A 25,041-nucleotide genomic window follows, 5' to 3' on the forward strand; every position below is an offset into this window, starting at 1 on the left:
AGTGTAATGCAGTATTGCGTTGAGAAGCAGACTCGGGAGTTTGAGCTGATTCCCCAGCCTCGCAAGGTTAACGTCAATCATGATGCGGCGGTTGTGCTGCCGTATGTGGGCCGTATCGTGGAGAATGCTGGCGATGCAGATGTGCCCAATGTGTGGGCTAATCAGATTGCTGATGATATTGAGGCGGCAACCGGCTTGCGTTGGGATGTTGCCAAGGGCGATCGATGGCAGTCCTTTATTACGCTGTCGATTGCTGCTACAGCTGGTGCAGCTGCCGGCGAATATCATCTGACGATTGCGCAAGACGGCATTACTGTGATCGGCGGCGACGCATCAGGTTTGCGCGATGGTGTACAAACATTGCGCCAGATTATTCGCCAATGTGGTTCGGTATTACCTGAGCTCACCATTGACGATAGCCCTGCGTATCAGACCCGCGGATACTATCTTGATGCAACGCGCGGCCGTGTGCCTACGCTCGATTGGCTGAAACATTGGGCCGACAAACTGTGCCTGTACAAATACAATCAGCTTCAGCTGTATGTTGAGCATTCGTTTGCTTTCGATGATATGAGCGAGACCTGGCGCGGTACCAGTCCGCTCAAACCGGCAGATATTATCGCGTTTGATGAATACTGTGCAGCCCGCGGCATCGAACTGGTACCTTCGGTGTCTACGTTCGGCCACCTGTACATGGCATTGCGCACGCATGAGCTTCGCCATCTTGGTGAATTCCCTGAACAGGCGGACCGCCCGTACAGTCTTATTGAGCGTATGGAACATCACACGCTGAACATTACCGAAGCGGATTCGTTTGCTCTTTCTTGCACGTTGATTGACGACTATCTTCAGTTGTTCCGCAGTCGCAAGTTCAACATTTGCGGCGACGAAACATTCGATCTTGGCAAGGGGCGTTCCAAGCCTGAGGCGGATAAGCGCGGAGTCGCCGCCATGTATGCCGACTATGTATCTCGCCTGTGCAATCACCTGTCTGAGCAAGGGCGCGAACCGCTGTTCTGGGGCGATATTGCGGTAGAAATGCCGGAGATTCTTGAGGCTCTACCGAAAGACGTGATGCTGCTCAACTGGCTGTATTCGCCGGAAATCGACGATGAGAAGGTGCGTCTTGTGGCGGAGTCAGGCGCCGCCCAATACGTGTGCCCGGCCGTATGGTGCTGGAATGCCTTGCTGCCCAAGTTGGACTGGGCCTGGGCGAATATTTCTCGATTGGCTCGATATGGTTTGCAATACGGTGCCGCCGGATTCCTGGTGACTGATTGGGGTGACTATGGGCACGTCAACGATCCTCGTATGGCAATTCCCGGCATGATATATGGCGCTCAGTGCGCCTGGAATCCGGATGGGATTACGGGCGAGGATGATACGCAGGCGCAAAGTGAGCTCAACCGGCGTATTTCTGTCGTGGAATATGGCGACCTCACGGGCGAATTTGTGGCAGCGTTGCGCGATGCTAGCCATCAGGTGACGTTCGGATGGGACAATATCGTTCGTTATCTCGAGCTCGACTATGGTGACGGTTCGCTGAACACCGATGTGCGCAATGCTATTTGGACCGACGACAATGGCGATGATGGCGGAACCTATGCCGAGCGCATCCATACAAGCACAACCGTGCAGGAGGCCCGCGTCAATCTATTGACTTGGCTGAAACCGGATCTTCTGCAGTGGGGCAGCGCTAACACAGCATTGCGTGCAGATATCGCTCAGCTTGGTGCGATTGCGGCGCAAGCGACACCGTATGATGCAGTAGATACGCGCGGTTCCGTATTGCAGCCGGTGCTGATCGCAGCAGAAGGGCAGCGCTTATTCAATGAGTTGGGCGTATGCCTAGCGTTGCGTGCGGGCGTTCTTACCGAAGCGGAGGCCGCCGAGGCTGCGCAAACTACGTTCCCGCAGCAGGTTGCGCGCGGTTTGGAACAATGGTTTGAACAGTATGCGGCAGTGTGGCGTACGGTGAGTGCTGAATCTGAATTGCGGCGTATTGCTGACGTTGTCTGGCGCTGCGCTGACTTACTGCGCAGCTAGCTCTGGCCGCTCTGGCCGCCAACTGCGAGGTCGTGAAATCAAGGAAAACAATCGGGAAAGATAGTAACGATGACTGAAATCAACGGTAGTGATACTGCGTTATCAGTACTTCAGGTAGCTGCGCGCATTCATATGCCTGACCTGGTCATTGATGTGTTGCGCCAACTTCAAGATTCCGGCGAAACGCTGCCGCCAGAAGGCATGGATGCCGTGCGCGGTCTGACTGATCCACAGCGCCGCGTTGCATCATGGCATACGTTGAAATCGGCGCTCGGGAACGATACGGATGGCATGCGCATGCTGTACTGGATGCTATATGCCGCTGGTCAGTACACCTTCCCCGAATATTGCCGCATGAGCATTTCGGGGACTGTGTTTGACGACACTATGGCCTGCTTTTCCAGGTTTGTTGGCGAGCATCAGGTGAGCTATGGCCGGTACGGATTCGACCGTGATTTTTGGACATACCGCGAACTAAGCGCGCGCCTATTCCGATTAGGTGCATTGGAATTCGAATTGGCGTACGAGGCTGATGATGTACCGGCAATTGCCGGCATGCCGCGCATTATCAACATGCACATTCCATCCGATGCGCCGCTGACCCCAGAGCAATGCGATGCCTCTATTGCCCATTCGCGCTCATTCCTCGCACAATACTTCCCTGATTGGGCGAATCTGCCGTATTGGTGTGAATCATGGCTGCTCTCCCCCGCTCTTGAGACTTTGCTTCCGGAGCGCTCGCATATTCTGGCATTCCAGCATCGTTTTGATATTCGCCAAACCAATCCAGATGCGCCGGACTGGCGGGAATGGGTGTTCCAGCGGTGTGCCGCGCCGATTCCAGATCTGCCAGAGCATACATCATTGCAACGTAATATGAAACGATTCCTGCTTGCAGGAGGCAAGGTCGGCATTGGCATCGGTTGTTTGCGCTGACTGTGTGCGACTGTTTGCTGACTGTCGGTTGCGTGCGTGAGAATAACGCACATGCCGTACCGACATTCATCCCGCGCTGCAGCTGGCAGCAGTAGCTACAGTCTGACCGTTGACGGATTGCCGATTACGGTGGTGCGCAAGCCGATTAAAAACATGTACCTGCGCATCAAGCCGCCAAATGGAGACGTGGTGGTGTCCGCGCCGCAACGCATGAGTGAGCGCATGATTGTTGATTTCGTGCGTGGGCGGCGAGCTTGGATTGACGGCAATGTGCGCAAAATGATGCGCGCTCGGCAGCAATCGTTAGTACCGGAATCCGGTACATCCGGTAGTACTCCGGTTGGCGATAGTGGGGCATATTCAGGGGTTGCTGCTGGCCAAGGCAATGGCCGATTCGTGTGGACTGATGAGCTGCGCGCGCAGGCTACGGCCAATATCAATGCGCAATTGCCGGGGCTGCTGGCCAAATGGGGGCCTGTGATTGGCCGGGCACCCTCGCATATTACGTTGCGCTTGATGACTTCGCGCTGGGGTTCATGCACGCCGAAAACCGGGCGTATTCGGCTGAATCTGCAACTTGGCCTGATGGAACCGCGGTTTTTGGAATACGTGCTAGTGCACGAAATGACTCACCTCTGGGAGCGCGGCCACGGCACCGGATTCCAGAGGCGCATCGGCTCGTACCTGCCGAATTGGCGCGAATTGCGCCGCGAGCTCAATCGCCGTGTGGTGCTGTGACCGTCAGTGTCACTATCCCTCAGTCCGCTAACGCGGCCAGCTCCCCCTGACAAGGGGAGCCAGAAAAAAGGAATGTCACTCTTCGATGTCGCTGGCGATATTGCTGATGGCCTGATCGGATTCGTCGACAATCTGCCGCATCGTGGCTTCGGCAGCAGCGCCATCGCCCTTACGAATCAATGCCGCAACTTCGGTATGCCAGTTCAGAGCCGTCTGATCAGCCACTTGAGGCATGAGCTCATGCTGGGTACGGCCGGTCAGCGTTGAGGCAATCACATCGCCGAGGGCTGCGAACATTCGGTTGCCGGAAGCCTCCAGCAGCGTGCGATGGAAGAGAATATCTGCATCAAGATATGCGGATTCATTAGCGTGATTGGAATGCGCCACCATTTCAATGGCCGCGCCGGTCAAGATTCCCCATTGTTCAGGAGTGGCGTTGGTGGCGGAAAGCCTTGCCGCTGCCGGTTCCACAGCGGCTCGCAGTTGGGAAAGCTCATGCAATGCAGCGATGCGATGCGGGCCGCGCAATCGCCACTGAATCACCTGCGGGTCGAGAATGTTCCACTGTTCGATGGGGTTTGCGGTAGCGCCAGCCTTGCGCTTCACGCTGACCAATCCCATGGATTCCAGCACGCGCGTTACTTCGCGCGTCACCGTGCGTGAGGGTGCTGCGTCGCCATCCATATTCGGCTCCGGCAATCGTTCTCCTTCGGCAACTTCACCGCTGACCACAGCCATGCCCCATTCATCCAGCAGACGGTCATGCAGGGAGAGTTCGCCGTTGGTGGTGGAGGTGCCGGGATCGGTAGCAGTAGTCGAAGAAGTCGCAGAAGTCATAAGACAAGTATCGCACGTTCTGGTGGTTATGGCATACATATTCGACACGCCAGCGTGCAAAAGTATTGCGTATTCCATAATCGTCCGTTATATTAAATATCAACATACAAAATGTATGCGGTGACAATGAAACGTCATTCAAATACAACTACTCAAAGAAGAGATGGATTATGAATACGCTTGTTTTGGCTGAAGCCGCAAACGCAGTCCAGCTCAATAGCACTCAGCTTGGCATCAGCGTGGTGGCCAGCATCGTAGTGCTGATTCTGCTGGTCACTGTCGCTAAGCTGCACCCGTTCGTTTCCCTGCTGATCTCCTCCCTCGTGGTCGGCATCGGCTCGGGTTACGGCCCGGTGGCCACCGTGGAAAGCTTCTCCAACACCTTCGGCTCCACCATGGCATCCGTGGGTATCCTCGTCGGCTTGGGTGCCATGCTCGGCCGCGTGCTGATGGATACCGGCGCTGCAGACAGCATTGTCGATACGCTGCTCGCCAAGACCTCCACCAAGATGATTCCGTGGACCATGGCTCTGATCGGTGCGCTGATTGGCCTGCCAATGTTCTTCGAAGTCGGCCTTGTGGTGCTCGTGCCGGTGATTATCCTTATCACCCGCCGCTCCAAGCTCCCGCTGATGCGCGTGGCCATTCCTACCTTGGCCGGCCTGTCCGTGATGCACGCCTGCATGCCTCCTCAGCCTGGCCCGCTCGCCGCACTGAGCTGCTTCAAGAACGGTTCCGTGGGCATCACCATGATGTTCGGCCTGCCGATCGCCGTAATCACCGCCGCTCTGGTTGGCCCGCTGTTCTCCAAGTTTGCCGCCAAGTGGGTGCCGGTCGGCGCTCCTGAGAACTTCGACACCGGAAAGGGCCGCGTCGACGCCGATGGCAACCTGGTAACCTCCAAGCCTCCGTTCGCCCTGTCCGTGCTGTGCATCCTCGTGCCGGCCATCCTGATGCTCGCCAACGCCATTTTCGAGATTGTGGCTCCTGATCAGGCTGATTCCAAGGCTATTTACGCTCAGGTGCTCGCCTTCTTCGGCAAGCCTGCCATTGCACTGGCCACCGCCGTGATCTTTGCGATGATTGTGCTCGGCCGCACCACTCACATGTCTTGGAAGACCGTGAACGATTCTCTTAAGGCTGCTCTGCCGCCTATCGCAGGCATCCTGCTGATCGTCGGCGCAGGTGGCGGCTACAAGGGTGTGCTGGTGGATACCGGTATCGGTGACATCATCGGCAAGTTTGTGGAAAGCTCCGCCATCTCCATCTTCCTGCTCGCATGGCTTATCGCCGCCTTCGTTCGCGTGGCCACTGGTTCCGCTACCGTCGCGATCATCACTACGGCCGGCATTCTCGGCCCGGTGGTCGATCAGATGGGCGTCACCGCTCCGGCTATCGCTCTGCTGGTAATCGCCATCGGCGCAGGCTCCGTGTTCCTCTCCCACGTCAACGACGCTGGCTTCTGGCTCATCAAGGAATACTTCGGCCTCGAGGTTGGGGAAACCTTCAAGACCTGGACCGTGCTCGAATGCCTGCTGTCCGTCGTGGTGCTCGCCCTCGTCATGGTCTGCAGCATCTTCGTGCCGCTGGTCTAGTCCCCGCTCCTGTTGGCCTCCCTCTGAAGAGCTGAGCCGTTAAGCAAACAACCCAGTGGGCTGTTTGTAGGCGAAGGCGAGCAGCCGCGAGCAATGATGATGCCGGCCGGAGGCCGTCCATAATTGCGTTCGGGCTGTCAGCTGGAAAGCTGACTGGGGGAGAGACCCACCGCAATATCTTGTCACTCATATCGCTAACTCAAGGAACTCATCATGACCATCGCTACCGCCGAACTTACTGACATCATCACCGCCAACACCATCCCCGCAGACTACTTCGCCAAGACCAAGCCAATCATCGTGCTGATGGGCGTGTGTGGTTGCGGCAAAAGCACTGTGGCTACTCACCTGACCGAACGCTACGGCCTGAAGTACGCCGAAGCTGACGACTTCCACCCGCAGGCCAACATCGACAAGATGGCAGCCGGCATCCCCCTGACCGACGAAGACCGCTGGCCGTGGCTGGACACGCTCGCGTCTTGGATTGACGAGCGCGTGGCTGCAGGCGAAGCCGCCGTAGTGACCTGCTCCGCCCTGAAGAAGGTTTACCGTGACAAGTTGCGCCGCCCGGGTGTGGTGTTCGTGTACATGCAGGGCACCTTCGACGAAGTGATGGACCGCCTGTCTCACCGTGAAGGCCACTTCATGAAGCCGAGCATGCTCAAGAGCCAGTTCGACATCCTGGAAGAACCGGGCGATGACGAAGTGCACGTCAACGTTCACATCGGTTTGGCCGATCCCGACCAGGAAGCCATGGCCGTGGCTGAGGCTCTGAACCTGTAAGCAATCCCCCTAACCTCAACTCGTTATTCGTTTCATTGAAAGAAGGCAACACAATGCAGATGGGAATGATCGGCCTCGGCCGAATGGGCGGCAACATGGTCAAGCGCCTGCGTGAAGACGGCCACAAGATCGTAGGCTTCGATATGAATCCGGAATCCGGCCGTGACGTCGATTCTCTGGAAGCGCTGGTGGCGGCTCTTGACGCCCCGCGCGTGGTATGGATTATGGTTCCGGCGGGCGCTCCCACCGATTCCACCGTGGAGCAGCTGGGTGATCTGCTTGAGCCAGGCGACATCGTGGTCGACGGCGGCAATTCCAAGTACACCGAAGACCGCGACCATGCCGCCGCCCTGGCTGAAAAGGGCATTGGCTTCCTGGATTGCGGCGTTTCTGGCGGCGTATGGGGTGCTGAGCGTGGCTATGCGCTGATGATTGGCGGTTCCGATAAGGATTATGAGACCGTGCTGCCGATCTTCCAGAGTCTCAAGCCGGAAGGCGAGTACGGCCTGGTTCATGCCGGCCCAGTGGGCGGCGGCCACTTCGCCAAGATGGTGCATAACGGCATCGAATACGGCATGATGCAGGCATTCGGCGAAGGCTTCGCCACCATGCTGCGCAGCGAATACGTCACCAACCCGGCCGAAACCATGACTTCCTGGCGTACCGGTTCTGTGGTTGCCAGCTGGCTGCTCGATTTGCTGGATAACGCCACTAAGGAAGATCCTGAGCTGAAGAGCGTTCCAGCTGTGGCCAATGAATCTGGCGAGGCCAAGTGGATGATCGAAGCGGCACTCGAGTTGGGCGTGCCGGTTCCAACTACGGCTGCAGCTCTCTGGCAGCGCCAGACCTCCCGCGGTGGTGCCGATGACATTCTGCGCGTTGTCACCGCCCTGCGCGCCCAGTTCGGCGGCCACGTCACCAAGGTAGACGAAATCGCCACCCACTGAGTTGGTATGGATTAAGGAACGGACTTCCGTCGTAGACGACTGAGGGGAGTTACCGGCAATTGAGCTGGTAACTCCCCTCAGTCAGCTTCGCGGCCAGCTCCCCTCAACGAGGTGAGCCAAAGCATAGAGCTCTTACCTACGCCAGGTGAGAGCGCATGAACCACTGGAACTTCTAACAACCCCTGAGAAATGGCAGAATAGAGCCAATTCTGAGGTTTCTACGAAACTTCATAGAGTCGCTACATAGAGTCGCTATAATGGTGGTATGAGTAGCAAGAAACAGCGTCGAGCCAAGGGTGACGGAAGCCTGTATCAAACCATGCACAACAACCGCGTCGAATGGTGTGCAGCATGGTGGGGCGAGGATAAGAAGAAACACAGAACCTACGGACTCACTGAAACCGAAGCGCTGGTTAAGAAACAGAAGCTAATCAGTAAGTTAGCTTTACCTGACAATGAGAAGCCCAAGCCAAGAAGAACAACCCTGGGCACGGCCAGTAATCCGACCGTGGAACAGTTCATGGAACGCTGGTTAAAGAACAGAACCACATTAAGTGAAGTGGTCCGCAGACAATACAGGATGAATCTGAGTAACCATGTCATGCCAATTATTGGTAAAAAAGCGTTACGCAGATTATCTGATACTGACATAACAGCAGTGATGGATTCCATGTCAGCTAGAGATATTGGAAAAACCGCAACAGCTCACACGCTGAAACAGCTGAATACCATGCTGAACTACGCGGTAAAAATGAAGTTCTTAAACCGTAATCCATGCGAGTATGTTGATTTACCAACAATACGACCAGCAGTAAGACATCTTGACAATGAACAACTTGATTGGAGAACCAGCACTTTTCAGAACATTCTTGATGAACTGAAAGACCCGTCAAACAAATACCACGACGATTACACAAGAATCCTGTTAATGGGGTTAGGACTACGAGGCAGTGAGTTAGTTGGATTGACATGGGATTGTTTCAGTTTTACTGAAAAAACGCTCACAATCAGGCAGCAGCAGAAGAAAGAAAAAGGTGGTTCATACTACATTGCAATGAACACTAAAAACAAGCATGAAAGAGAAATACCGTTACCACAACTGTATCTTGAAGCATTAACAGAAGAGATGACGAAAGCCAGAAAGCAGAAAGAACCACTGAAAACCGACGATGGTAGAGAAATCAGTAACTGTATGTTCTTACACGAAGATGGCTCAATCATCACTTATCACTGGCATTTTGACCGTTGGAAATTGATACTACACGATTATCTGAAATCCGAAGGTAGAACAGAAGAAGAAATCAAGAAACTCACATGGCGACCACACTACAACAGGCATATAGCAGCGTCGATTATGGCAAGAAATAAAGTGCCACTCACAACGGCGCAGCAGATTTTAGGACATCTTGATAAAGAGATGACTGAATGGTATACACACGCATATCAAGAAGATGTAAGAGAGGCAGCAGAAACACTGGCAAAAACTTACAGTGAAGACCCGTGGCAATTTGCAAAACAACCAGTGCAGAAAGCCAATTCGTTACCTGTAAGCTGGGAGTAACACAAAAAGGGTAAGAGCTTAAAAACTCTTACCCAATGAGAAGAAACGATTTAAACCAATAAGTGAACGAATAAACGCTCACTTACTTAATATCATGCTGAAAGTTCTTATTATGATAGTAATCCAATAAAGCAAGCATATCTTTTATTGTTGTATCACTGTTACCAGCAGCACGATTATACGCATCAAGAACCCTGATAACATCAGTTATTGTTCCATCTAAAAAGGATATCAAATCCTCTAAACGACGAGTCGAATAATCATCAATGCCTTGTTCATTGAATTGCTCAACTGAAAGGTTACCATCAATCAGATTTTCATCATAAAGAGGTGAATCAAGAAGATAATCTGAGACTTCATCAACAACATCAATATAACTCATGCGGCAACCTCCATGAAACGAGCGTGGATGTTCTCTTTAACAAAATCAGCCGTATCAGGATGAATGTTGTCTTCAAGTTCTTGAATGAATCTGAACTTCCAATACTTATACTGTTTTTCAGTCATTGCATCATTACCAGTAAACCAGTAAGCATATTTTCTAACAATGGAATAAGCTTCATCGCCTTCAAAATCGTATTCTTTAAGAGTATTCCACAGAATATGTTCAATCTCTTCTCTACTATCAAGAGCAATAATTTTCTTGTTCATAATGTATAATCTTTCTACTCAATTTTCTTACCATAGTTGTTTTTTCCTTTCACTACACTCAACGGAGCATGTAACCGTTTTATTCCCATCATGCAGAAATAATTTCATCGGGTAACGGGTAATCAACATCGAGTAAATCATCAACAAACATATCATCAGATAGTTCATTTAATGGTGTGTGATAGAACTCGTTTTTCAGAACATCACGACCAGAACCAATTCTGAAAGGTGACTGATATTTACCAGTTTTCAGATACACATTTGAAATACGACGGTAAAACGGTTCTCTTTCATTGTAAGTTTTGAGATTTCTATATTGCTCATTCAGTGACCAATTCGTGGTAATCCACACTTCATCCCATAAAGCGAACTTGTTACGGTAACGGGATTCCATTTCAAACTGATAATGGTCGAGCATGTCATATAAGTCACCAACATCCTTGACTTCTGAACGAAACTCTTCAAGTAGCAAAACAGGCTGATTGTTATAAGAATCAAACGGATGTGCTTTTGTAAGACGAGTCTTAAACACCTCTTGTGGTTCATGTAACACATGCTGGACATAGTAGGATTTACCAACATCAGAATTACCATACATATAGTTCACAACTACATTTCTGTTTTCTAATGATTTCTTCTTCATTAAAGCGTTGAAATATCTATCAACAAAAGCAGAACCAGTGGTATTCATCAACAAGGATAATGTATCATCAAGAACAATTTCATCAGGAGTCATACCATCATCAAGAGCTTCTTTTAACATTGCAAGGTCATTTCTAACACCTTGTTGTGAAGCAGTTGGTTTAGCACTCATTTCATTCTTAAAATCATCGGATGACCACCATGGTCCAGCTTGTCTTGTATCAAGTTTTGAACAATAACGAGCAGCTTGTATTTCAGATTTCTTAACAATCTGAATAGCAATTGCAATACCTTTATCACTAAACCACTTATTCACATCCTTGATACGACGAGGACTGTCACGATTAAGAAAGAAACAACCCTGATAATGCAAGAAACCATTCTCATTCTTATCAGTTGATTGTTTACCTCGTTCAAGTTGGAATACAAACTTTTCAATACAATCTTGTGATTTCAAAACATCAATAATTGCATCAGCTGATAAAGTTGGTAAACCAATACTTTTATCTTCCAATGCATCACAAGTAAAGAAAAAGTTTCTTGATTGCTTATTGATTTTCTTGATATCTACCATAAAAAACTCCTAATTTTTACCAAAGTCGATGATTTTTTACCAAAGTTATTCAAATTTTTACCATTTCATTTTCAAATGGTAGAAAGTAGTTTCAAGCTTTAAAAGCCTAAAAAACAATGCTCATTTACCATTTACCAAAGTCCCTATTGGAATCAAGAGGTTTCTTGCGAAACCTCGTCATGCGCCGCAAGCGCCACATGACTACGGGACTTTGGTCACATACCACTCACAAGCAGCAGTAACACAGCAGCAGAAAGCAAACCACGCGGCCGCGCTGTTCATGGAAAGCCACCACCGCAGGAAGCGCAGAAACCGCCCCATAGCCGCTGTTTCTTGCTGGCAGGCTGTCCAAGCCAGGCTGGCATCAGAAAGGCGGCAGAAAGCGATTCTGAGCCCCTACGAGGATACTAATCTAAACAGCGCAGCAGCAGAAGAAAAGCCACGGCCACTATGAACCGCAGCCCATGAGAAGAACCGTTCACAATCCATTGAACCAGTTCAGTAACGAAGAAGATTCAATCATCCATTGATTCATAACCTTCTTACAGGTAACATTCACACGCTGAAAGTCACCAGCACGGCACCATTTACGAACAGTTGAATCCTTAACATCAATCAGTTTTGAAACCTCATTTACTGTCAGATACTTCTTCATCAACATCACCACCTTTATTCTTCTTCATCAGCATTGAAGCCTGTTTATGGTTCAAACCAATCAGAAAAGCAACAATGATTAGTAACATGTAAAGAATTGCAGTGAGTGTAAAGAAGCCCAATTCAATCCAGATATAAATAATCATGAAGCAATTCCAGATTGTGGTAATCAGATTCATCACAGCAGATGAACTGATTTTCTCTTTTGAAAGCTTACTGGCAGAACCACTTAAACCAACCAGAAAAACTTTTTGTGAAACCTGCCATCCAATAATAGCAGATAACACTATTGAAAATACAACACTAACATTAAACATCTTTTCTCCTCTTTTTATCATCAGAACCAGTAGGAATTAAGAAACCAACTGATAAACAGAACACGGCGAAAGCACCACCAGCTATCAACAAATCTTTTGAACCAGTAATAGCAAAACTATTAAGTGGGGTATCAGAAACAGGTTTGTAGAAAAATATAGCTGATACATAACCGTTTTCATCAACATTTATATACTTACTGGGCGTGCGAACCACGCAATCGCCTTTTACCTGTAAATAACTACTCGAAGTGCAAGTGAAGTAACTATCATCAGGAGCTTTATAACCCCTAGGGGCTATCGTTTCAGGCTTGAAATATGCCGTAAAAGGCTTATTTAAATCCCAAGAACGAAGATAACCAGAATAACTGAAACACATTGCACCAGTATCATAATTATAAGTAGAAACATACTGGATACCTATTCCAACCCGAGCTGTTGAATAAGCGTAGAGAAACGCCGGGTCACCACCACTGGCTTTTATTGATTTACCAGTCATATAATCAAGTGCATATAAGCAATATTTATTATCAACTTTATAACAATCGGCACCAATTGTTGCAAGGCAACCAATTTCAGAATCCTGTTTAACAACATTTTGTTCAACTATTGCATTGGGAATTATATAAGATGGTGCTATTGTTCTTGAATCCTGTTCATCGGCGGATGAAATAGAACCGCTCTTACGGTCATTACTATAAGTAACAGCAAGTGCGTTACCGGCATGAGCGCCGCATAACACGACGCCCATAACCAGTGACAAGAAGAGACAAATTATTTTCTTACATGTCATTATTCAAACCCCCATGATTCCCATCTCTTCCGAAGCGAGGCTGCAAAGTCGGCTGCTTCTTTTGATTGCTCATAGGATGGTTTTGATTTTGACTCATACGAGCCTTTTCTTGTTCTATTTTTCTGCGAACCATCACTAATTGGTCGTTCACAAACAGGCTCATTGGACTGTGATTTTCCCATGCTATATTCTCCCAATACTTATAATCATCATCAGTAACCCAGACGGTCATTTTTCTTTTACGAGGCTGACCCATAATCAAACTCCTTTTGTATACGAATCCCAATCTTTAACATTGCCTACTGCATCAAAAGCATCCGGGTCACCGCCATGTTCTCTTACGCGGTCAGAAACCCACCTATCAAAATCATTCAAAGCGAATGGGTTATAACGACCCGAATGCGCATCATGCAATTCTCGACAACTTCTGAACTTGATAAGAACCTGCAACCATTCAGAAGCCGTCATAGTTACTTAACCTCAACCAGTGAATCGGCGGTAACACTCCAAGCGATTCTGTTATCTCTTACATAGGGTGTAAAAACAGGATTCACAAGAGCGTATTTCTTCAAACCAATCACATCAACTGGTTGGAAAACACGAAGTGAAACAAAATCAACAACATCATCATCCTGCAGGAAGCTAACACCATTCACACGATAAACTTTTTTACCATTAACCAGAACATCTTCATCAGTGCGCTTATTATCTTTATAAGCTTTAACTGGTTGTAAATCAGCGGCCTTGATAGTAGCAACGCTTACAACGAAAATGTTACCGGCAGGAACCATATTGAATTGAGTCATTTTAAAAATCTCCTATATGTTTAATCTAATTCATCAGAACCTTTCTGATATAAACATTGAAAAGCAAGTTATCATTCATTACTATTTTTCTTCACTTTTCTTTTTGTTGTTTTCAATGTTATCTTATATCTATCAAACTCGTATTTTGCGTAAAACGATGTCAGTTATGACTAAAAAATGTGATAAATACGCTTAAAAAGCCAGATAATAACCAAGTGCAATTATTCATGCAATAAAAAAGTGTGATGTAAATCACATTTTTCATCAAAAAACAATAGAAAACCCGAGGTTTCCAAGCCCCGGGCAATCCGAATGTAAAAGTAATAGATATCCATTGAAAGTTTATATTCCAATGTATGAGTATTTCTCATATCACTTATATATCTATCAAACTTTTGTCGAAGGTAACAGAGAACGCCTTACGGCTATAAAAGAGCGCTGGTAAACCAGCTTGAACGGGGGGTATTCCTATTCGGCCATAGGCTTCCCCCGAACCCCCAAAAACGGTCATTTTGTTCTTACGCCTGTTTTCGCAAGCTCAAACCCAGTCGTGCGAACAAAATAGTGTGGTGGTTCTAATTTCAATTTTAAGAGCAGAAAACCAACCAATGTGAAATTGGTCAGAAAGCCCAGTTTTTGTGATTTCTATCCGAACGCTCGATTATATGAACTGATACACCAGCGTAAATAAGCGACACCGATTTTCAGCGAAAGAAAAAGCGACCCCGTTCATGGTAGAATAGAGTCGCTAAATAGAGTCGCTACTGCAAGTCAGTAACTAAACCGTTGAAATTTCAACGATAAAGGTGGCTTCTAAGGAACCACTGGAACTTTTCGAGCTGCTGAACGTGGTCCTGAATGATGTTGGAGCTGACGAAGTCCAGTTCGTCCAGCTCGGCAATGGCCTTGCGGTCATCAGCGATGAAGGCATCGTAGTACTCAATCAAAGCCTCAAGATACTTCTCAGTGCCTGCGCGGCCGTCCACATCGAACGGCTTCCACGTACGATTGCGCACAATGGCATCCGGGCGACCATCAGGAGTGCCGCCCAAAGTGGCGATGCGCTCGGCGGTCTCATCAGCCTGAGCCAGCACGGATTCGACCTCCGGGTCGAGCATTTCGTGCACGGCAATGAAGTTCGGGCCGGTCACATTCCAGTGGGCGTGCTTGAGAACCTGTGCAGCCTCCTGCTCCTGGCTCAGACGATTCTGCAGAATAGCAATGGCCTTCTCGCTGATTGCCTCATCGAGGCCCGGGACCACAAATGCAAGTGTCATAATGTTCCTTCCTTTCTTACTTGGGAACAGTCATTCCAGTATAGGCGTTTTAAGGCTGCCACAAGCCCGGAGCCAGCGTGGGAAGAATCACTCCTTGACTGAATCATCCTTCAGCGGAGCATGGTCGGGCAGCAATTACTGACTCGCCTGCGGCGAGACTCAACATTGCCTTCGCTCGGCTGTCGCCTTGCTCAGGCCTCGGCTATGGATAGTCCACCGGACTATCCATCACGCCTCGGCCGCTTTCCGCACATCAATGGTTTCGATGCGGCGGCCGTCCACCTTGGTGACCACCATGTCGTAGCCGTCGTCCGAATGCAGCACATCGCCCACAGCACCCATCTTGCCGGTATGCGCTAAGAAGTAGCCGGCCACCGTCTCATACGGTCCGTCTTCCAGTTCAATGCCGGTCAGATCAGCGAAGTCCTCAATGGTCATGCTGGCATCAATTGTGGCCACACCATCAACGAACACTGTACGAGGTTTGCGCTCGCCGCCCTTCTCACTCGGCAGATCGTACTCGTCGCGAATATCGCCCACGAGCTCCTCAGTCATATCCTCAAGCGTCACAATGCCATCCGTGCCGCCATACTCATCGATGACCACAGCCAAATGAATACCGCGCTTACGCAGCAGCTCCAAAGAAGGCAACAGTTTGGACGTGCCAGGCAGCGAAATGCCTTCGCGCACCACATCGCGTACGGTCTCGGCGTTCGGATCGCGCACATCCAGCAAATCGCGCACGTGCACAAAGCCAATCACATCATCGAAATCCTTACCAGTCACCGGGTAACGGGAGTACGGCTGATCACGCACGAAAGCGGCGGCTTCGGCCAGCGGCTGATCGCCCTCAATGAACACCACATCAGCGCGCGGGCGCATCACTTCAGCCACAATAGTTTCAGACGCATCAAATACATCGTCCAGAATCGTGCGCTCATCCTTGGAAAGATTGGTATTGGAGCTCACCAGCACGCGCAGCTCGTCATCGGACACCTCAGATTCAGTTTGCTGCGGATCGAAACCAAGCAAGCGAACAATACCGTTCGTATTCTTACCAATCAGCCAAATAATCGGGCGGCAGATCGTGGCGAACGCATCAATAGCCGGCACTACCGCGCGCGCAATCTGCTCAGTGCGCTGCATTGCGATACGCTTTGGCACCATTTCGGAAATCACGATGGAGCAGTAAGAAATAATCAAGGTGAGCACAATGTTCACCAAGCCGCCGGCAATACCCACCGGCACACCCCAGTTTTCCACCGTAGGAATCAAATATGGGGCGATGGAGGAAGCGCCGAACGAGGCGGACAGGAAGCCGGAAAGCGTCACACCAATCTGCACAGTGGAGAGGAAGGTGTTCGGATCGCGCGCGATTTTAGCGACTTTGGCACCGCGTGCATCCTCCTGTTCCATCTGCTCGATCTGCGAGCCTCGTAGTGAGACCAAAGCTAACTCGGTGCCGGAAAACACGGAGCCGATGATGAGAAAAACGAAAATCAGGAGGATGTTCAAACCAAGTGACATGACTCCAACTCTAGGGGAGTGGGGAGTCAATTTGCTGGTTAGACCATGAGCAATACTCAACAGTATGCATTGGTGTAAATTAGTGTAATTTCGTGTAATATGGTGTGCAATCGTGACACATAGTATGCGTTGTGGCTAGGAGCATGGTCATGGTAGTAAACCCGTTCAAACCGACTGCCGGTAAAATGCCGCCGATTCTTATTGGTCGTCAGTCCATCATCGATGATTTTTCCGAGGCGTTGACCAATGGTGTAGGTGCTCCTGGTCGCATCATGTTGGTTACTGGTCAACGTGGTTTTGGAAAAACGGTCATGTTGACGGAGTTTCGGCGTATTGCTAAGGCGCAACATTGGGAGGTTATTGGGGAGACCGCATCGACTGGCCTAGTGACGAGACTAATAGCCGCGTTATCGCCTTCGGGAATTCACTTGGACCAAGCTAATATCAGCCCTTCTATTGGAGTCTCTGGTATCGCCACAGCGAGTCTTGGTCAGATGCATTTTGCGGCGGAATCCAATCCATTAACGTTGCGTAATGCATTGAACAAGCGGCTTGCCAGCAAGAAAATCAGCAAGGGCAAAGGAATACTCATCACTATCGATGAGACGCAGGCGGCCTCACATGATGATTTGGTGGCGATTGCCACGGCTGTGCAACATATCATCACGGATGCTGATGAAAGTGACACTCCTGATGCCGATAAAAAAGGCGTGGCTATTGTTTTTGCTGGTTTACCGTATATGGTCAATGACTTATTAGATAACGAAGTGACCACATTCCTACGCCGCGCGCTACGTCGAGAGCTTGATAATGTGCCATTGCCAGACGTGAAGAATGCGTTTTTGGAGACCGTTGCCGCTTCAGGCAAGACCATAAGCGAAGAAGATGCACTTGAAGCCGCTCGAAAATCTGAGGGGTACCCGTATATGGTGCAGCTTATCGGTTACTACATGTGGCAATCGGCTCAGCGCCAAGGCTCACGTGTGATTACTGCCGATGATGTGGCAGTAGGTTTTTCGGATGCATTACTGGCCTTTGACGATGCAGTATGTGCGCCGGCACTGGATGGCATTACCGGCGCAGAAAAGCTATTCCTTATGGCTATGGCTCAGGATGCTCCGAATCCTACACAGGTGGGCGATATTGTGGGCCGTACGCGTAGAAGTCGAAGCTGGGTGAGCAAATATCGGGCAATCCTTATTAAAGACAAACTCATCCGCTCGTCCGGTCATGGTCAGTTGGAATTCACAGTGCCGCATTTAGGCCAGTATTTGCAGTCATTGTAGCGCCGGACGATCAATTCATCGGAGTCGAGCCGGCGCTTGTAGCAACGGTGGCAACGTTAGAAGCTCAGCACTTCGATGCGGCCGGTGTCGAGCTGATAACGGGCGCCCACAATCATGAGCTGTTCGGAAGCCAGCGCCTGCTGAATCACGGGGGAGCGGTCCACCAGCGTTTCAATGGTATGCGCCACATGCACGCGCTCGATGTCGTCGAGGCAATCGAGCTCAGCCTCGCGTGCCTGCCAAACGGAAATGCCGGCCTGGCGCAGCACAATGGAGTCGGACTGGGCGATGCGCTCGTCCAAATCATCCATAATGTCCGCAGTTTCCGAGGAATCTTCGGCTTCGGCGGTGATCGTGCGCAGTAGCTCGTTGTATTCGCGCTCGGCAACTTCCAGCGCGCCGCAGCGGCCATGGCCCAGCACGCACAGCAGGCTGACGTGCAGCTTCTTCACCGCGTATTCCAGTGAAGCGATGACGGCGTCATCAATCATCTGGCCAGCGGTACGCACGGTGAACAAGTCACCTAAGCCCTGATCGAAAATGATCTCCGGAGGCACGCGCGAATCCGAGCAAGACAGTACGGCTGCATCCGGCTTCTGGCCGTCAGTGAGCATGTGGCGGGTTTCCTTATCCTGCCAAGGGTGCTCGGCCTTGCCTTCGGCGAAGCGCTTGTTGCCCTGGAGCATGCGGCTCCACGTGGCGTTGGCGGTGGACTCGTGCAATTCGCTGGGCAGGGGAGAGGTTGGCGGAACCGACTCAGCGGGTTGCGGTGTTGGCGGTTCCTGCTGTGCTGGCTGCTGTGCTGGCTGCTGTGCCTGGGATTCCTGTGCTGCCTGCTGCTCCGGTGCGGCTGGTGCCGTCTGTTCGTTCTCGTTCTTGTTCTGTATATCCTGCATGTTCTGTTCAAAGTCCGACTGTGTCATAAAACCTCCATAATCGGCTTATTGCTAGCTCTTCATAGTAGCGGGGGAGGTGGTACCGGCTTATTTTTTCGAGATTTGGCCTACGTTCGTGAAAATAGGTCGCTGAAACCGGCGATATCTATCGAGCAAAATCATAAGCGCGCTGTGATAAGGCTCATAGGGAATTTCGATACGCTACCGAAACCTCCACGTTACGATAGAGATTGGCAATGCTAACGGATTCCCGAAAGGACCGATGATGACTCTTCTGCAGCATGAACTGACCGATTTCAAGGTGAACGCTTTCCAAAACAACGACTTCCATGAGGTGACCAAGGAAGACGTGCTGGGCCACTGGTCCCTGTTCTTCTTCTACCCGGCCGACTTCACCTTCGTGTGCCCCACCGAGCTTGAAGACCTGGCCAAGAACTACGCCAAGTTCAAGGAAATCGGCTGCGAGATCTACTCCGTCTCCTGCGACACCCACTTCGTGCACAAGGCTTGGCACGACGCCAACGAGAAGATCGCCAAGATCGAGTACCCGATGCTTGCCGACCCGACCGCCCTGCTGGCCAAGGATCTCGACACCTACAACGAGGCCGATGGCATGGCCGAGCGCGGTGACTTCATCGTGAGCCCCGAGGGCAAGGTCGTGGCCTACGAGGTCATTTCCTCCAACGTGGGCCGCAACGCCGAGGAGCTGCTGCGCCGCGTGCAGGCCTCCCAGTTTGTCTACGAGCACGGCGACCAGGTCTGCCCCGCCAACTGGACCCCTGGCGAGGAAACCATCGAGCCCAGCCTCGACCTCGTCGGCCAGCTGTGATCAATACGTTTTTTCGTGGCTCCCTCTGATGAGGGAGCTGTCAGCGAAGCTGACTGAGGGAGAGAAGCTGCGGCGTAGCCGCTGAATAAGGTATCGGCTAAAAGCCGATTCGATATGCTCGGCGAATGCGCCGCGGTCTCTCCCTCAGTCTCACTCCGTTCGACAGCTCCCTCGTCAGAGGGAGCCTTTTATCGGTAAGGAACTTTTCATGAGTGAATCTCAAAACAACCTCTACGATGTTGTGGTTATCGGCGGTGGTCCTGCTGGCCTGACGGCCGGCCTGTACCTGGCCCGCGCTCGCTACCGTGTGCTGATTCTTGAAAAAGATGATTTCGGCGGCCAGATCACCATCACCAACGAAGTCGTCAACTATCCGGGCGTGGGCCGCACCACGGGCCGCGCGCTCACCCAAACCATGCGTCAGCAGGCTCAGGACTTTGGTGCCGAATTCCTCTCCGCCGAAGCCACCGGTCTCGACGTGGATGGTGACATCAAAACCGTGCACACCTCACGCGGCGACCTCAAGACGTTCGGCATCCTCATCGCCACCGGCGCCAGCCCGCGCAAGCTGGGCTTCGAGGGCGAGGCCGAATACGCCGGCCGTGGCGTGGCCTACTGTGCCACCTGCGACGGTGAGTTCTTCACCGGCAAGGAAGTGCTGGTGGTCGGCGGCGGATTCGCCGCGGCCGAGGAATCCGTGTTCCTGACCAAATACGCCTCCAAAGTCACCGTGCTCGTGCGCGAACCGGACTTTACATGCGACGCCGCAGTGGCCGCCGAAGCCAAGAACAACCCGAAGATCGACGTGCGTTATCAGGTCGAGCTGAAGGGCGTCACCGCCGGCCAAGGCGGCCTGCGAGAAGCCTCGATCCTGAACCTTGCCACCGGCCAGACCGAAACGTGGAAGCCCGCCGACGCCGGCACCTTCGGCGTCTTCGTGTTCGCCGGCTATGTGCCCGCCACCGATCTGGTGCGCGGCGTAGTGGAGCTCGATGATCACGGTTACGTGGTCACGCACGACTACCTCGAAACCTCGGTGCCGGGCGTATACGCGGCCGGCGATCTGCGCGTCAAGAACCTGCGCCAGGTGGTCACCGCCACCGCCGACGGCGCGATTGCCGCCGTGGAACTGGAGCGTTATGCCAAGCAGATGAGCGAGAAAACCGGCTTGGTGCCGCCGCGTCCCACTGCTTCCGCTTATGAGGAGTCCGAGGCCAAAGCCGCCTCCGCCGCCTCGGCCGCTGGCACGACGCCCACCCCGGCTCCCGCCAAGCGCAGTGCCGATGCCGCATCCAGCGCCGCCAAGAAGTCCGGCGAACTGTTTTCCGCCGCCATCAAGCAGCAGCTTGGCGTGGTCTTCGGCCGCATGGCCCGCCCGGTCACCCTTGCCCTTGAGCTGGACAGCACCCCGCTTTCGGCGGAATTGCAGGGGTTCATCGGCGAGATGGTCGCGTTGTCGAATGGCAAGCTGAACTCGGTCGCCGTCGATGCCGCAGGGCTGATCACGGCGGTGGATGGTGCTTCTGCGCCTACTTCTTTGGTGGTTGGCGAGCCATTGGCCGTCACTTTGCCGGACGGCACCGAACTGCCCACTTATGGTTCGTTGGACGATTCCGGCCGCGCCACATTCGACGTCGCCGGCGTCCTGCCGCTCGCCCGCCCAACTGTGCGCATCTGCGTGCCGGCTGAGGGCGACGGCAAGGCCGGCAAGGACGGCAATGGTTCACTGGTCTTCACCGGTCTGGCCTTCCACGGCGTACCTTCCGGCCACGAGTTCAACTCGTTCGTGCTTGGCCTGTACAACGCGGCCGGTCCCGGCCAGCCGCTGGGCGATGACCTGGTCGAACGCGCGAAGTCCATCACGGGCCCGCTGAACATCATGATCCTCGTCTCGCTCACCTGCACGATGTGCCCGGAAACCGTGCTTGCTTCCCAGCGCATTGCCTCCCTGAGCCAGGCCGTGCGCGCCGAAGCCTACGACGTCTCGCACTTCCCCGAACTTAAGGACCAGTACGGCGCGATGAGCGTGCCCTGCATCGTCATCACCCACGCCGACGGCACCCAGCAAGTCGAATTCGGCAAAAAGAGCATCCCCCAAATGCTCGAACTGGTCGGCGCGTAAGCCGCACGGCCTCAGGTACTCAACAGCAACAACAACGATTCTGCCAAAATCGTGACGTACATCGATTGATGCGATCGATGCGCCCGACTCCGGCAGAATCGTTGTTTTGCGGCAGCTCAGCCTCGGTCTTCGACGGCCTTCGTGACGTTTCTGTCGCCGAGGTACTTGACCAGGCTGATGCTGATCAGGGCCACAACGAACAGGCCGGTGAGCACCGGGATGAGTGCGGCGTAGCGGTGGGCCTGATCAGGCGCGTGGGCAACTACGAACGAGGCCAACTGGTTGCCGGACAGACCGGCGAACGCCCAGGCGCTCAGCGTCAGACCGTGCGTGGTGGAGACGGTTTTGGTGCCGAAGTGCTGATCAAGCAGCACGGGCAGCGTCGAGAAACCGCCACCATAGCCCGCGTTGACGAGGAACAGCATCGCCAGCACGGCCCACAGCAGAGCGTTGCCGATGCTGTTGGTGAAGATCTGCAGCAAGCACACGGCAATCGACATGATGAAGATTACCTGATAGACGGTCTCGCGGCGCTTCAGGTGGTCGGAGAGTGTGGAGAAGCCCACGCGGCCAGCCGTGTTGAACACGGAGTCCACGGCGAGCACCAGTCCGATGATGCCGGAGATGGCGGCGGCAAACTTGGCGGGGTTCAGGTTGGCATACTGCGGGAAGGCCTTGAGCACATCGTGCAGGATGTCCTTCTCTTGGCTGATGAGGGCCAGGCCACAGGTGATGTTGATATAGAAGGCTATCCAGATGCCCCAGAACACGGGCTTCTTGAGGATTGTCTTGCGGCTGACGTGTGAGGTCGCGGGATCATACACCCAGCCGGCCGGACGCTTGATGAGCAGGAAGCCGACGAACATCATCACCGCGTAGACCGCGGCGAGGATGAAGAACATGCTGACCAGGCCAACCGTGCCGATGAGATATTCCATCAGTGGGCTGGCAATGGCCTTGGCCAGGCCGAAACCGGCGACGGCGATGCCGGTGGCGAGGCCCTTGTTGTCGGCGAACCAAAGCATCAGGTTCTTGACCGGAGTCAGATAACCGACGCCCAGGCCGATGCCCATGATCGCGCCATAGCAGATGAACACGCCCGGCAGGAAGTTCAGGGCGATGCTCACGCCCGTGCCGGCGAAGCCGACCACGAAGCAGACCATGGAGACGAGTGCGGATTTCTTGATGTTTTTCTCCACCATCGGCCCGGCAAACGCGGCGGACATGCCGAGGAAGAAGATGGCGAGTGAGAAGCCCCATTCCACGGAGGCGGGGCTGGCGTGGAGACGGTCAGCGATAAGCTGCTTGAACACGCTCCAGCAATAGACGGTTCCGATTGGGATATGAATCAGCAGTGCAGGGATAATCGCGCTGGTCCAACGATTCTCGGTAAACCTTGCCATATATGGGCGGATCCTTTCGTAACTGGTGTACGATGGCCTGCCGGCCCGAACGAGAGTCGCCTCGCCCATATCCACGCACATCACGGCGGCATGCCCCGTGAACCGTCCGGGCTGCACGAATCGAATCAAATCGAATCGTGCGAACTGCGAACAATTCGCTAAACATCCTTGGTGTGCATTTCATCGGCGCTGCTGGCTCTTGTCGACGCCGACAAACAGCACTATAACGCTGTTACGGGGTTGCCATGGCTGATTTCTGTGGTCGGAAGCTATGAGCTTTCTCACATCGAAAACAGTTATATGACGGTATCGGCGTGATTGATACGTGACGTCTGCCCGTGGACGCGGCATATCCCTCTCGGAAAACAATGACTCCGTCATGTCCATTTCTTGGTTTGACATGTTTTCGTTTGCAGCGTCGGTGCTCACCACGGTGACCGCGGCGTTCGAGTCGCCGGGCAGGGCCTCGACCGAGGGTCTCATCCTCGGCTGAGATGTGGGCGGTACTATGGATTCTTATCGATAAGGTTCGTGATATGCGGAGATGGTAACGATGGTGACCTTAAAGGATGTCGGCGAACTGGCCGGAGTGACCGCCACCACCGCCTCCGCGGCCCTGCGAGGCAAGGATTACGTCAAGCCCGAAACCACGCAACGCGTGCGTGACGCCGCCCGCAAACTCGGCTACAAAATCAACCTGTCTGGCCGGTCCCTGCGTTCTGGGCGGTCCGATACCATCACCTTCCTTACCTCGGGCCTCGAGGGCGACTATTTCTCCCATCTGGCCATGTGTGTGGCTGAGGAAGTGCACAAGCGCGACTCGCACATGCTCATCGAACTGTCCCGGTATCTTACCGACGACAACGATCTGTCGTACACGTTTTCGGACGGCATCATCGCCATCAATGCGCCACGTGCGGTCGATATCCTGAAGCGGCATCCGGCCGTCATGCTGGAAAACTACGACACCAGCCTGCCTATCGACACCGTGAACGCGCCGAGCGACGCCGGCTCACGGGCGGCAATCGAACACCTTATCGCGCGTGGCTGTGCGCGCATCGGCATCGTCGGCGACAATCACGATCCCAACAATCCCAGCATCATTCCCGGCTCGCGTGATATTCGTATGCGGGCCGCCAAGGAGACGATTCTCGCGGCCGGACTGCCGTTTGACGAGCGCCGTGATTTCATCAAATCCTCGTGGTCGATTGACGGCGGTATCGAGGCCGGGCGCGGCTTGGCCAAGAAAGGCAAGTGCAAGTACGACGGTCTGTACTGCCTGAACGACGGTATTGCGCTCGGTATTCTGCGTGGTCTGGCGGACGATGGCGTAAGTGTGCCGGGCGATGTGCGCGTTATCGGCTTCGACGGCCTGAGCCAGAGCATGTACAGCGTGCCGACTTTGACCACCGTGGCCACCGATTTCAAGGGCATGGCGGATACCGCGCTGACCTTGCTTATGCGGCGTATCGAGAACCTGGACGACGAGTTCTTCCCGCAGACCGTGAATGTGGGCTATAAGCTCATCGAGCGCGAATCCACTGCGGCGTAGAGTCTTTGGCCGTGTTGAGCTTCAATTGGGTGATTGGACTGGCACCAGCGGCTGATATCAGATATGCCGAAAGCAGCGATGATCGGATTTAAGTTGCTGGAGATGACAGGATGGATTGCTCTTTACCCCTTTCACCATCTTGCAATAATTCTTACATGTAAGAACTCTCTGTTTACATGTAAGAATTATTGCAAGATGATGAAAGATGCACACAAAACGGGGAAGCCCCGCTCGATGTGAGCGGGGCTTCCCCATATGCGCTGGTGTGTAGA

At 52.6% G+C, this 25,041-nt stretch carries 25 protein-coding genes; 11 read left to right on the forward strand and 14 right to left on the reverse strand.

Features of this window, described 5'->3' with window-relative positions; translation table 11 throughout:
- Window positions 1–6: 6 nt before the first annotated feature.
- The 3 genes from AC1AY0_RS08700 to AC1AY0_RS08710 all read left to right on the forward strand — a co-directional run bounded on the left by AC1AY0_RS08700 (window position 7) and on the right by AC1AY0_RS08710 (window position 3,720).
- Window positions 7–2,046 (forward strand): beta-N-acetylhexosaminidase, encoded by a 2,040-nt coding sequence (locus AC1AY0_RS08700; protein ID WP_476523078.1) that lies wholly within the window; start codon window positions 7–9, stop codon window positions 2,044–2,046.
- Between the two features lie 69 nt (window positions 2,047–2,115).
- Window positions 2,116–2,982 carry an acyltransferase domain-containing protein gene (locus AC1AY0_RS08705; RefSeq protein ID WP_476523077.1) on the forward strand — a complete coding sequence of 289 codons (867 nt, stop codon included), beginning with the start codon at window positions 2,116–2,118 and terminating at the stop codon, window positions 2,980–2,982.
- A 51-nt stretch (window positions 2,983–3,033) separates the two neighbouring features.
- Entirely contained in the window at window positions 3,034–3,720 is a 687-nt protein-coding gene (locus AC1AY0_RS08710) for a M48 family metallopeptidase (protein WP_476523076.1), read from the forward strand.
- A 75-nt stretch (window positions 3,721–3,795) separates the two neighbouring features.
- Here the strand turns inward: AC1AY0_RS08710 and AC1AY0_RS08715 are convergent, their stop codons facing one another.
- Window positions 3,796–4,557: a FadR/GntR family transcriptional regulator gene (locus tag AC1AY0_RS08715; protein ID WP_476523075.1), complete on the reverse strand. Its 762-nt coding sequence runs from the start codon at window positions 4,555–4,557 to the stop codon at window positions 3,796–3,798.
- Between the two features lie 170 nt (window positions 4,558–4,727).
- On the opposite strand from AC1AY0_RS08715, the gene AC1AY0_RS08720 reads away from it, so the two are divergent.
- The 4 genes from AC1AY0_RS08720 to AC1AY0_RS08735 all read left to right on the forward strand — a co-directional run bounded on the left by AC1AY0_RS08720 (window position 4,728) and on the right by AC1AY0_RS08735 (window position 9,443).
- On the forward strand, window positions 4,728–6,152 hold the full coding sequence (locus AC1AY0_RS08720; protein ID WP_476523074.1) for a GntP family permease: 1,425 nt from the start codon (window positions 4,728–4,730) through the stop codon (window positions 6,150–6,152).
- A gap of 213 nt (window positions 6,153–6,365) precedes the next feature.
- Entirely contained in the window at window positions 6,366–6,935 is a 570-nt protein-coding gene (locus AC1AY0_RS08725; protein ID WP_237746129.1) for a gluconokinase, read from the forward strand.
- Window positions 6,936–6,988: 53 nt separating this feature from the next.
- Window positions 6,989–7,882 carry a phosphogluconate dehydrogenase (NAD(+)-dependent, decarboxylating) gene (gene gnd / locus AC1AY0_RS08730; protein ID WP_033891471.1) on the forward strand — a complete coding sequence of 298 codons (894 nt, stop codon included), beginning with the start codon at window positions 6,989–6,991 and terminating at the stop codon, window positions 7,880–7,882.
- 265 nt (window positions 7,883–8,147) lie between these two features.
- Window positions 8,148–9,443 carry a tyrosine-type recombinase/integrase gene (locus AC1AY0_RS08735; RefSeq protein WP_476526226.1) on the forward strand — a complete coding sequence of 432 codons (1,296 nt, stop codon included), beginning with the start codon at window positions 8,148–8,150 and terminating at the stop codon, window positions 9,441–9,443.
- Between the two features lie 82 nt (window positions 9,444–9,525).
- Here the strand turns inward: AC1AY0_RS08735 and AC1AY0_RS08740 are convergent, their stop codons facing one another.
- From AC1AY0_RS08740 to AC1AY0_RS08790, 11 genes are all read right to left on the reverse strand, one after another.
- The gene (locus AC1AY0_RS08740) at window positions 9,526–9,825 is read right to left on the reverse strand and encodes a hypothetical protein (RefSeq protein WP_476526227.1); all 300 of its coding nucleotides are present in this window, start codon (window positions 9,823–9,825) and stop codon (window positions 9,526–9,528) included.
- A complete protein-coding gene (locus AC1AY0_RS08745; protein ID WP_476526228.1) occupies window positions 9,822–10,094 on the reverse strand; it encodes a hypothetical protein in 273 nt (90 codons plus the stop codon). The genes AC1AY0_RS08740 and AC1AY0_RS08745 overlap by 4 nt, the downstream gene beginning before the upstream one ends.
- A gap of 88 nt (window positions 10,095–10,182) precedes the next feature.
- Entirely contained in the window at window positions 10,183–11,310 is a 1,128-nt protein-coding gene (locus tag AC1AY0_RS08750; RefSeq protein WP_476526230.1) for a hypothetical protein, read from the reverse strand.
- A 478-nt stretch (window positions 11,311–11,788) separates the two neighbouring features.
- Window positions 11,789–11,965, reverse strand: coding sequence for a helix-turn-helix domain-containing protein (locus AC1AY0_RS08755; protein ID WP_476526232.1), 177 nt, complete (start codon window positions 11,963–11,965; stop codon window positions 11,789–11,791).
- Window positions 11,940–12,281: a hypothetical protein gene (locus AC1AY0_RS08760; RefSeq protein ID WP_476526233.1), complete on the reverse strand. Its 342-nt coding sequence runs from the start codon at window positions 12,279–12,281 to the stop codon at window positions 11,940–11,942. The genes AC1AY0_RS08755 and AC1AY0_RS08760 overlap by 26 nt, the downstream gene beginning before the upstream one ends.
- Window positions 12,274–13,041 (reverse strand): hypothetical protein, encoded by a 768-nt coding sequence (locus AC1AY0_RS08765; protein WP_476526235.1) that lies wholly within the window; start codon window positions 13,039–13,041, stop codon window positions 12,274–12,276. Before AC1AY0_RS08765 ends, AC1AY0_RS08760 begins: the two co-directional genes overlap by 8 nt.
- Window positions 13,042–13,060: 19 nt before the next feature.
- Window positions 13,061–13,327, reverse strand: coding sequence for a hypothetical protein (locus AC1AY0_RS08770; RefSeq protein WP_476526237.1), 267 nt, complete (start codon window positions 13,325–13,327; stop codon window positions 13,061–13,063).
- 2 nt (window positions 13,328–13,329) lie between these two features.
- Window positions 13,330–13,539, reverse strand: coding sequence for a hypothetical protein (locus AC1AY0_RS08775; protein ID WP_476526239.1), 210 nt, complete (start codon window positions 13,537–13,539; stop codon window positions 13,330–13,332).
- A gap of 2 nt (window positions 13,540–13,541) precedes the next feature.
- The gene (locus AC1AY0_RS08780) at window positions 13,542–13,877 is read right to left on the reverse strand and encodes a hypothetical protein (protein WP_476526241.1); all 336 of its coding nucleotides are present in this window, start codon (window positions 13,875–13,877) and stop codon (window positions 13,542–13,544) included.
- 794 nt (window positions 13,878–14,671) lie between these two features.
- Window positions 14,672–15,154: a Dps family protein gene (locus AC1AY0_RS08785; RefSeq protein ID WP_476526243.1), complete on the reverse strand. Its 483-nt coding sequence runs from the start codon at window positions 15,152–15,154 to the stop codon at window positions 14,672–14,674.
- A gap of 228 nt (window positions 15,155–15,382) precedes the next feature.
- Window positions 15,383–16,681, reverse strand: a complete 1,299-nt coding sequence (locus tag AC1AY0_RS08790; RefSeq protein WP_476526245.1) for a hemolysin family protein — start codon at window positions 16,679–16,681, stop codon at window positions 15,383–15,385.
- A gap of 149 nt (window positions 16,682–16,830) precedes the next feature.
- On the opposite strand from AC1AY0_RS08790, the gene AC1AY0_RS08795 reads away from it, so the two are divergent.
- Window positions 16,831–17,967: an ATP-binding protein gene (locus AC1AY0_RS08795; RefSeq protein ID WP_033891467.1), complete on the forward strand. Its 1,137-nt coding sequence runs from the start codon at window positions 16,831–16,833 to the stop codon at window positions 17,965–17,967.
- 56 nt (window positions 17,968–18,023) lie between these two features.
- On the opposite strand, the gene AC1AY0_RS08800 is transcribed toward AC1AY0_RS08795, so the two are convergent.
- A complete protein-coding gene (locus AC1AY0_RS08800) occupies window positions 18,024–18,653 on the reverse strand; it encodes a carbonic anhydrase (RefSeq protein WP_051917477.1) in 630 nt (209 codons plus the stop codon).
- Window positions 18,654–19,128: 475 nt separating this feature from the next.
- On the opposite strand from AC1AY0_RS08800, the gene ahpC reads away from it, so the two are divergent.
- Together ahpC and AC1AY0_RS08810 are read left to right on the forward strand one after the other, a co-directional pair.
- Window positions 19,129–19,692 (forward strand): alkyl hydroperoxide reductase subunit C, encoded by a 564-nt coding sequence (ahpC, locus tag AC1AY0_RS08805; protein WP_033891466.1) that lies wholly within the window; start codon window positions 19,129–19,131, stop codon window positions 19,690–19,692.
- 208 nt (window positions 19,693–19,900) lie between these two features.
- Entirely contained in the window at window positions 19,901–21,814 is a 1,914-nt protein-coding gene (locus tag AC1AY0_RS08810; protein WP_033891465.1) for an FAD-dependent oxidoreductase, read from the forward strand.
- A gap of 116 nt (window positions 21,815–21,930) precedes the next feature.
- Here the strand turns inward: AC1AY0_RS08810 and AC1AY0_RS08815 are convergent, their stop codons facing one another.
- Window positions 21,931–23,217 (reverse strand): OFA family MFS transporter, encoded by a 1,287-nt coding sequence (locus tag AC1AY0_RS08815; protein WP_033891464.1) that lies wholly within the window; start codon window positions 23,215–23,217, stop codon window positions 21,931–21,933.
- 553 nt (window positions 23,218–23,770) lie between these two features.
- On the opposite strand from AC1AY0_RS08815, the gene AC1AY0_RS08820 reads away from it, so the two are divergent.
- Entirely contained in the window at window positions 23,771–24,769 is a 999-nt protein-coding gene (locus AC1AY0_RS08820; RefSeq protein WP_033891636.1) for a LacI family DNA-binding transcriptional regulator, read from the forward strand.
- Window positions 24,770–25,041 lie beyond the last annotated feature (272 nt).

Source organism: Bifidobacterium sp. LH_416 (assembly GCF_056357055.1).

Bases quoted from the DNA above. Each gene is read 5' to 3' on its own strand.
- ahpC (WP_033891466.1), top strand. From the start codon at position 19,129: ATGACTCTTCTGCAGCATGAACTGACCGATTTCAAGGTGAACGCTTTC.
- AC1AY0_RS08785 (WP_476526243.1), bottom strand. From the start codon at position 15,154: ATGACACTTGCATTTGTGGTCCCGGGCCTCGATGAGGCAATCAGCGAG.
- AC1AY0_RS08775 (WP_476526239.1), bottom strand. From the start codon at position 13,539: ATGACGGCTTCTGAATGGTTGCAGGTTCTTATCAAGTTCAGAAGTTGT.
- AC1AY0_RS08715 (WP_476523075.1), bottom strand. From the start codon at position 4,557: ATGACTTCTGCGACTTCTTCGACTACTGCTACCGATCCCGGCACCTCC.
- AC1AY0_RS08745 (WP_476526228.1), bottom strand. From the start codon at position 10,094: ATGAACAAGAAAATTATTGCTCTTGATAGTAGAGAAGAGATTGAACAT.
- AC1AY0_RS08755 (WP_476526232.1), bottom strand. From the start codon at position 11,965: ATGAAGAAGTATCTGACAGTAAATGAGGTTTCAAAACTGATTGATGTT.
- AC1AY0_RS08760 (WP_476526233.1), bottom strand. From the start codon at position 12,281: ATGTTTAATGTTAGTGTTGTATTTTCAATAGTGTTATCTGCTATTATT.
- AC1AY0_RS08750 (WP_476526230.1), bottom strand. From the start codon at position 11,310: ATGGTAGATATCAAGAAAATCAATAAGCAATCAAGAAACTTTTTCTTT.
- AC1AY0_RS08770 (WP_476526237.1), bottom strand. From the start codon at position 13,327: ATGGGTCAGCCTCGTAAAAGAAAAATGACCGTCTGGGTTACTGATGAT.
- AC1AY0_RS08705 (WP_476523077.1), top strand. From the start codon at position 2,116: ATGACTGAAATCAACGGTAGTGATACTGCGTTATCAGTACTTCAGGTA.
- AC1AY0_RS08710 (WP_476523076.1), top strand. From the start codon at position 3,034: ATGCCGTACCGACATTCATCCCGCGCTGCAGCTGGCAGCAGTAGCTAC.
- AC1AY0_RS08700 (WP_476523078.1), top strand. From the start codon at position 7: ATGCAGTATTGCGTTGAGAAGCAGACTCGGGAGTTTGAGCTGATTCCC.
- AC1AY0_RS08800 (WP_051917477.1), bottom strand. From the start codon at position 18,653: ATGCTCCAGGGCAACAAGCGCTTCGCCGAAGGCAAGGCCGAGCACCCT.
- AC1AY0_RS08810 (WP_033891465.1), top strand. From the start codon at position 19,901: ATGAGTGAATCTCAAAACAACCTCTACGATGTTGTGGTTATCGGCGGT.
- AC1AY0_RS08725 (WP_237746129.1), top strand. From the start codon at position 6,366: ATGACCATCGCTACCGCCGAACTTACTGACATCATCACCGCCAACACC.
- gnd (WP_033891471.1), top strand. From the start codon at position 6,989: ATGCAGATGGGAATGATCGGCCTCGGCCGAATGGGCGGCAACATGGTC.
- AC1AY0_RS08735 (WP_476526226.1), top strand. From the start codon at position 8,148: ATGAGTAGCAAGAAACAGCGTCGAGCCAAGGGTGACGGAAGCCTGTAT.
- AC1AY0_RS08795 (WP_033891467.1), top strand. From the start codon at position 16,831: ATGGTAGTAAACCCGTTCAAACCGACTGCCGGTAAAATGCCGCCGATT.
- AC1AY0_RS08820 (WP_033891636.1), top strand. From the start codon at position 23,771: ATGGTGACCTTAAAGGATGTCGGCGAACTGGCCGGAGTGACCGCCACC.
- AC1AY0_RS08740 (WP_476526227.1), bottom strand. From the start codon at position 9,825: ATGAGTTATATTGATGTTGTTGATGAAGTCTCAGATTATCTTCTTGAT.
- AC1AY0_RS08790 (WP_476526245.1), bottom strand. From the start codon at position 16,681: ATGTCACTTGGTTTGAACATCCTCCTGATTTTCGTTTTTCTCATCATC.
- AC1AY0_RS08815 (WP_033891464.1), bottom strand. From the start codon at position 23,217: ATGGCAAGGTTTACCGAGAATCGTTGGACCAGCGCGATTATCCCTGCA.
- AC1AY0_RS08720 (WP_476523074.1), top strand. From the start codon at position 4,728: ATGAATACGCTTGTTTTGGCTGAAGCCGCAAACGCAGTCCAGCTCAAT.
- AC1AY0_RS08780 (WP_476526241.1), bottom strand. From the start codon at position 13,877: ATGACTCAATTCAATATGGTTCCTGCCGGTAACATTTTCGTTGTAAGC.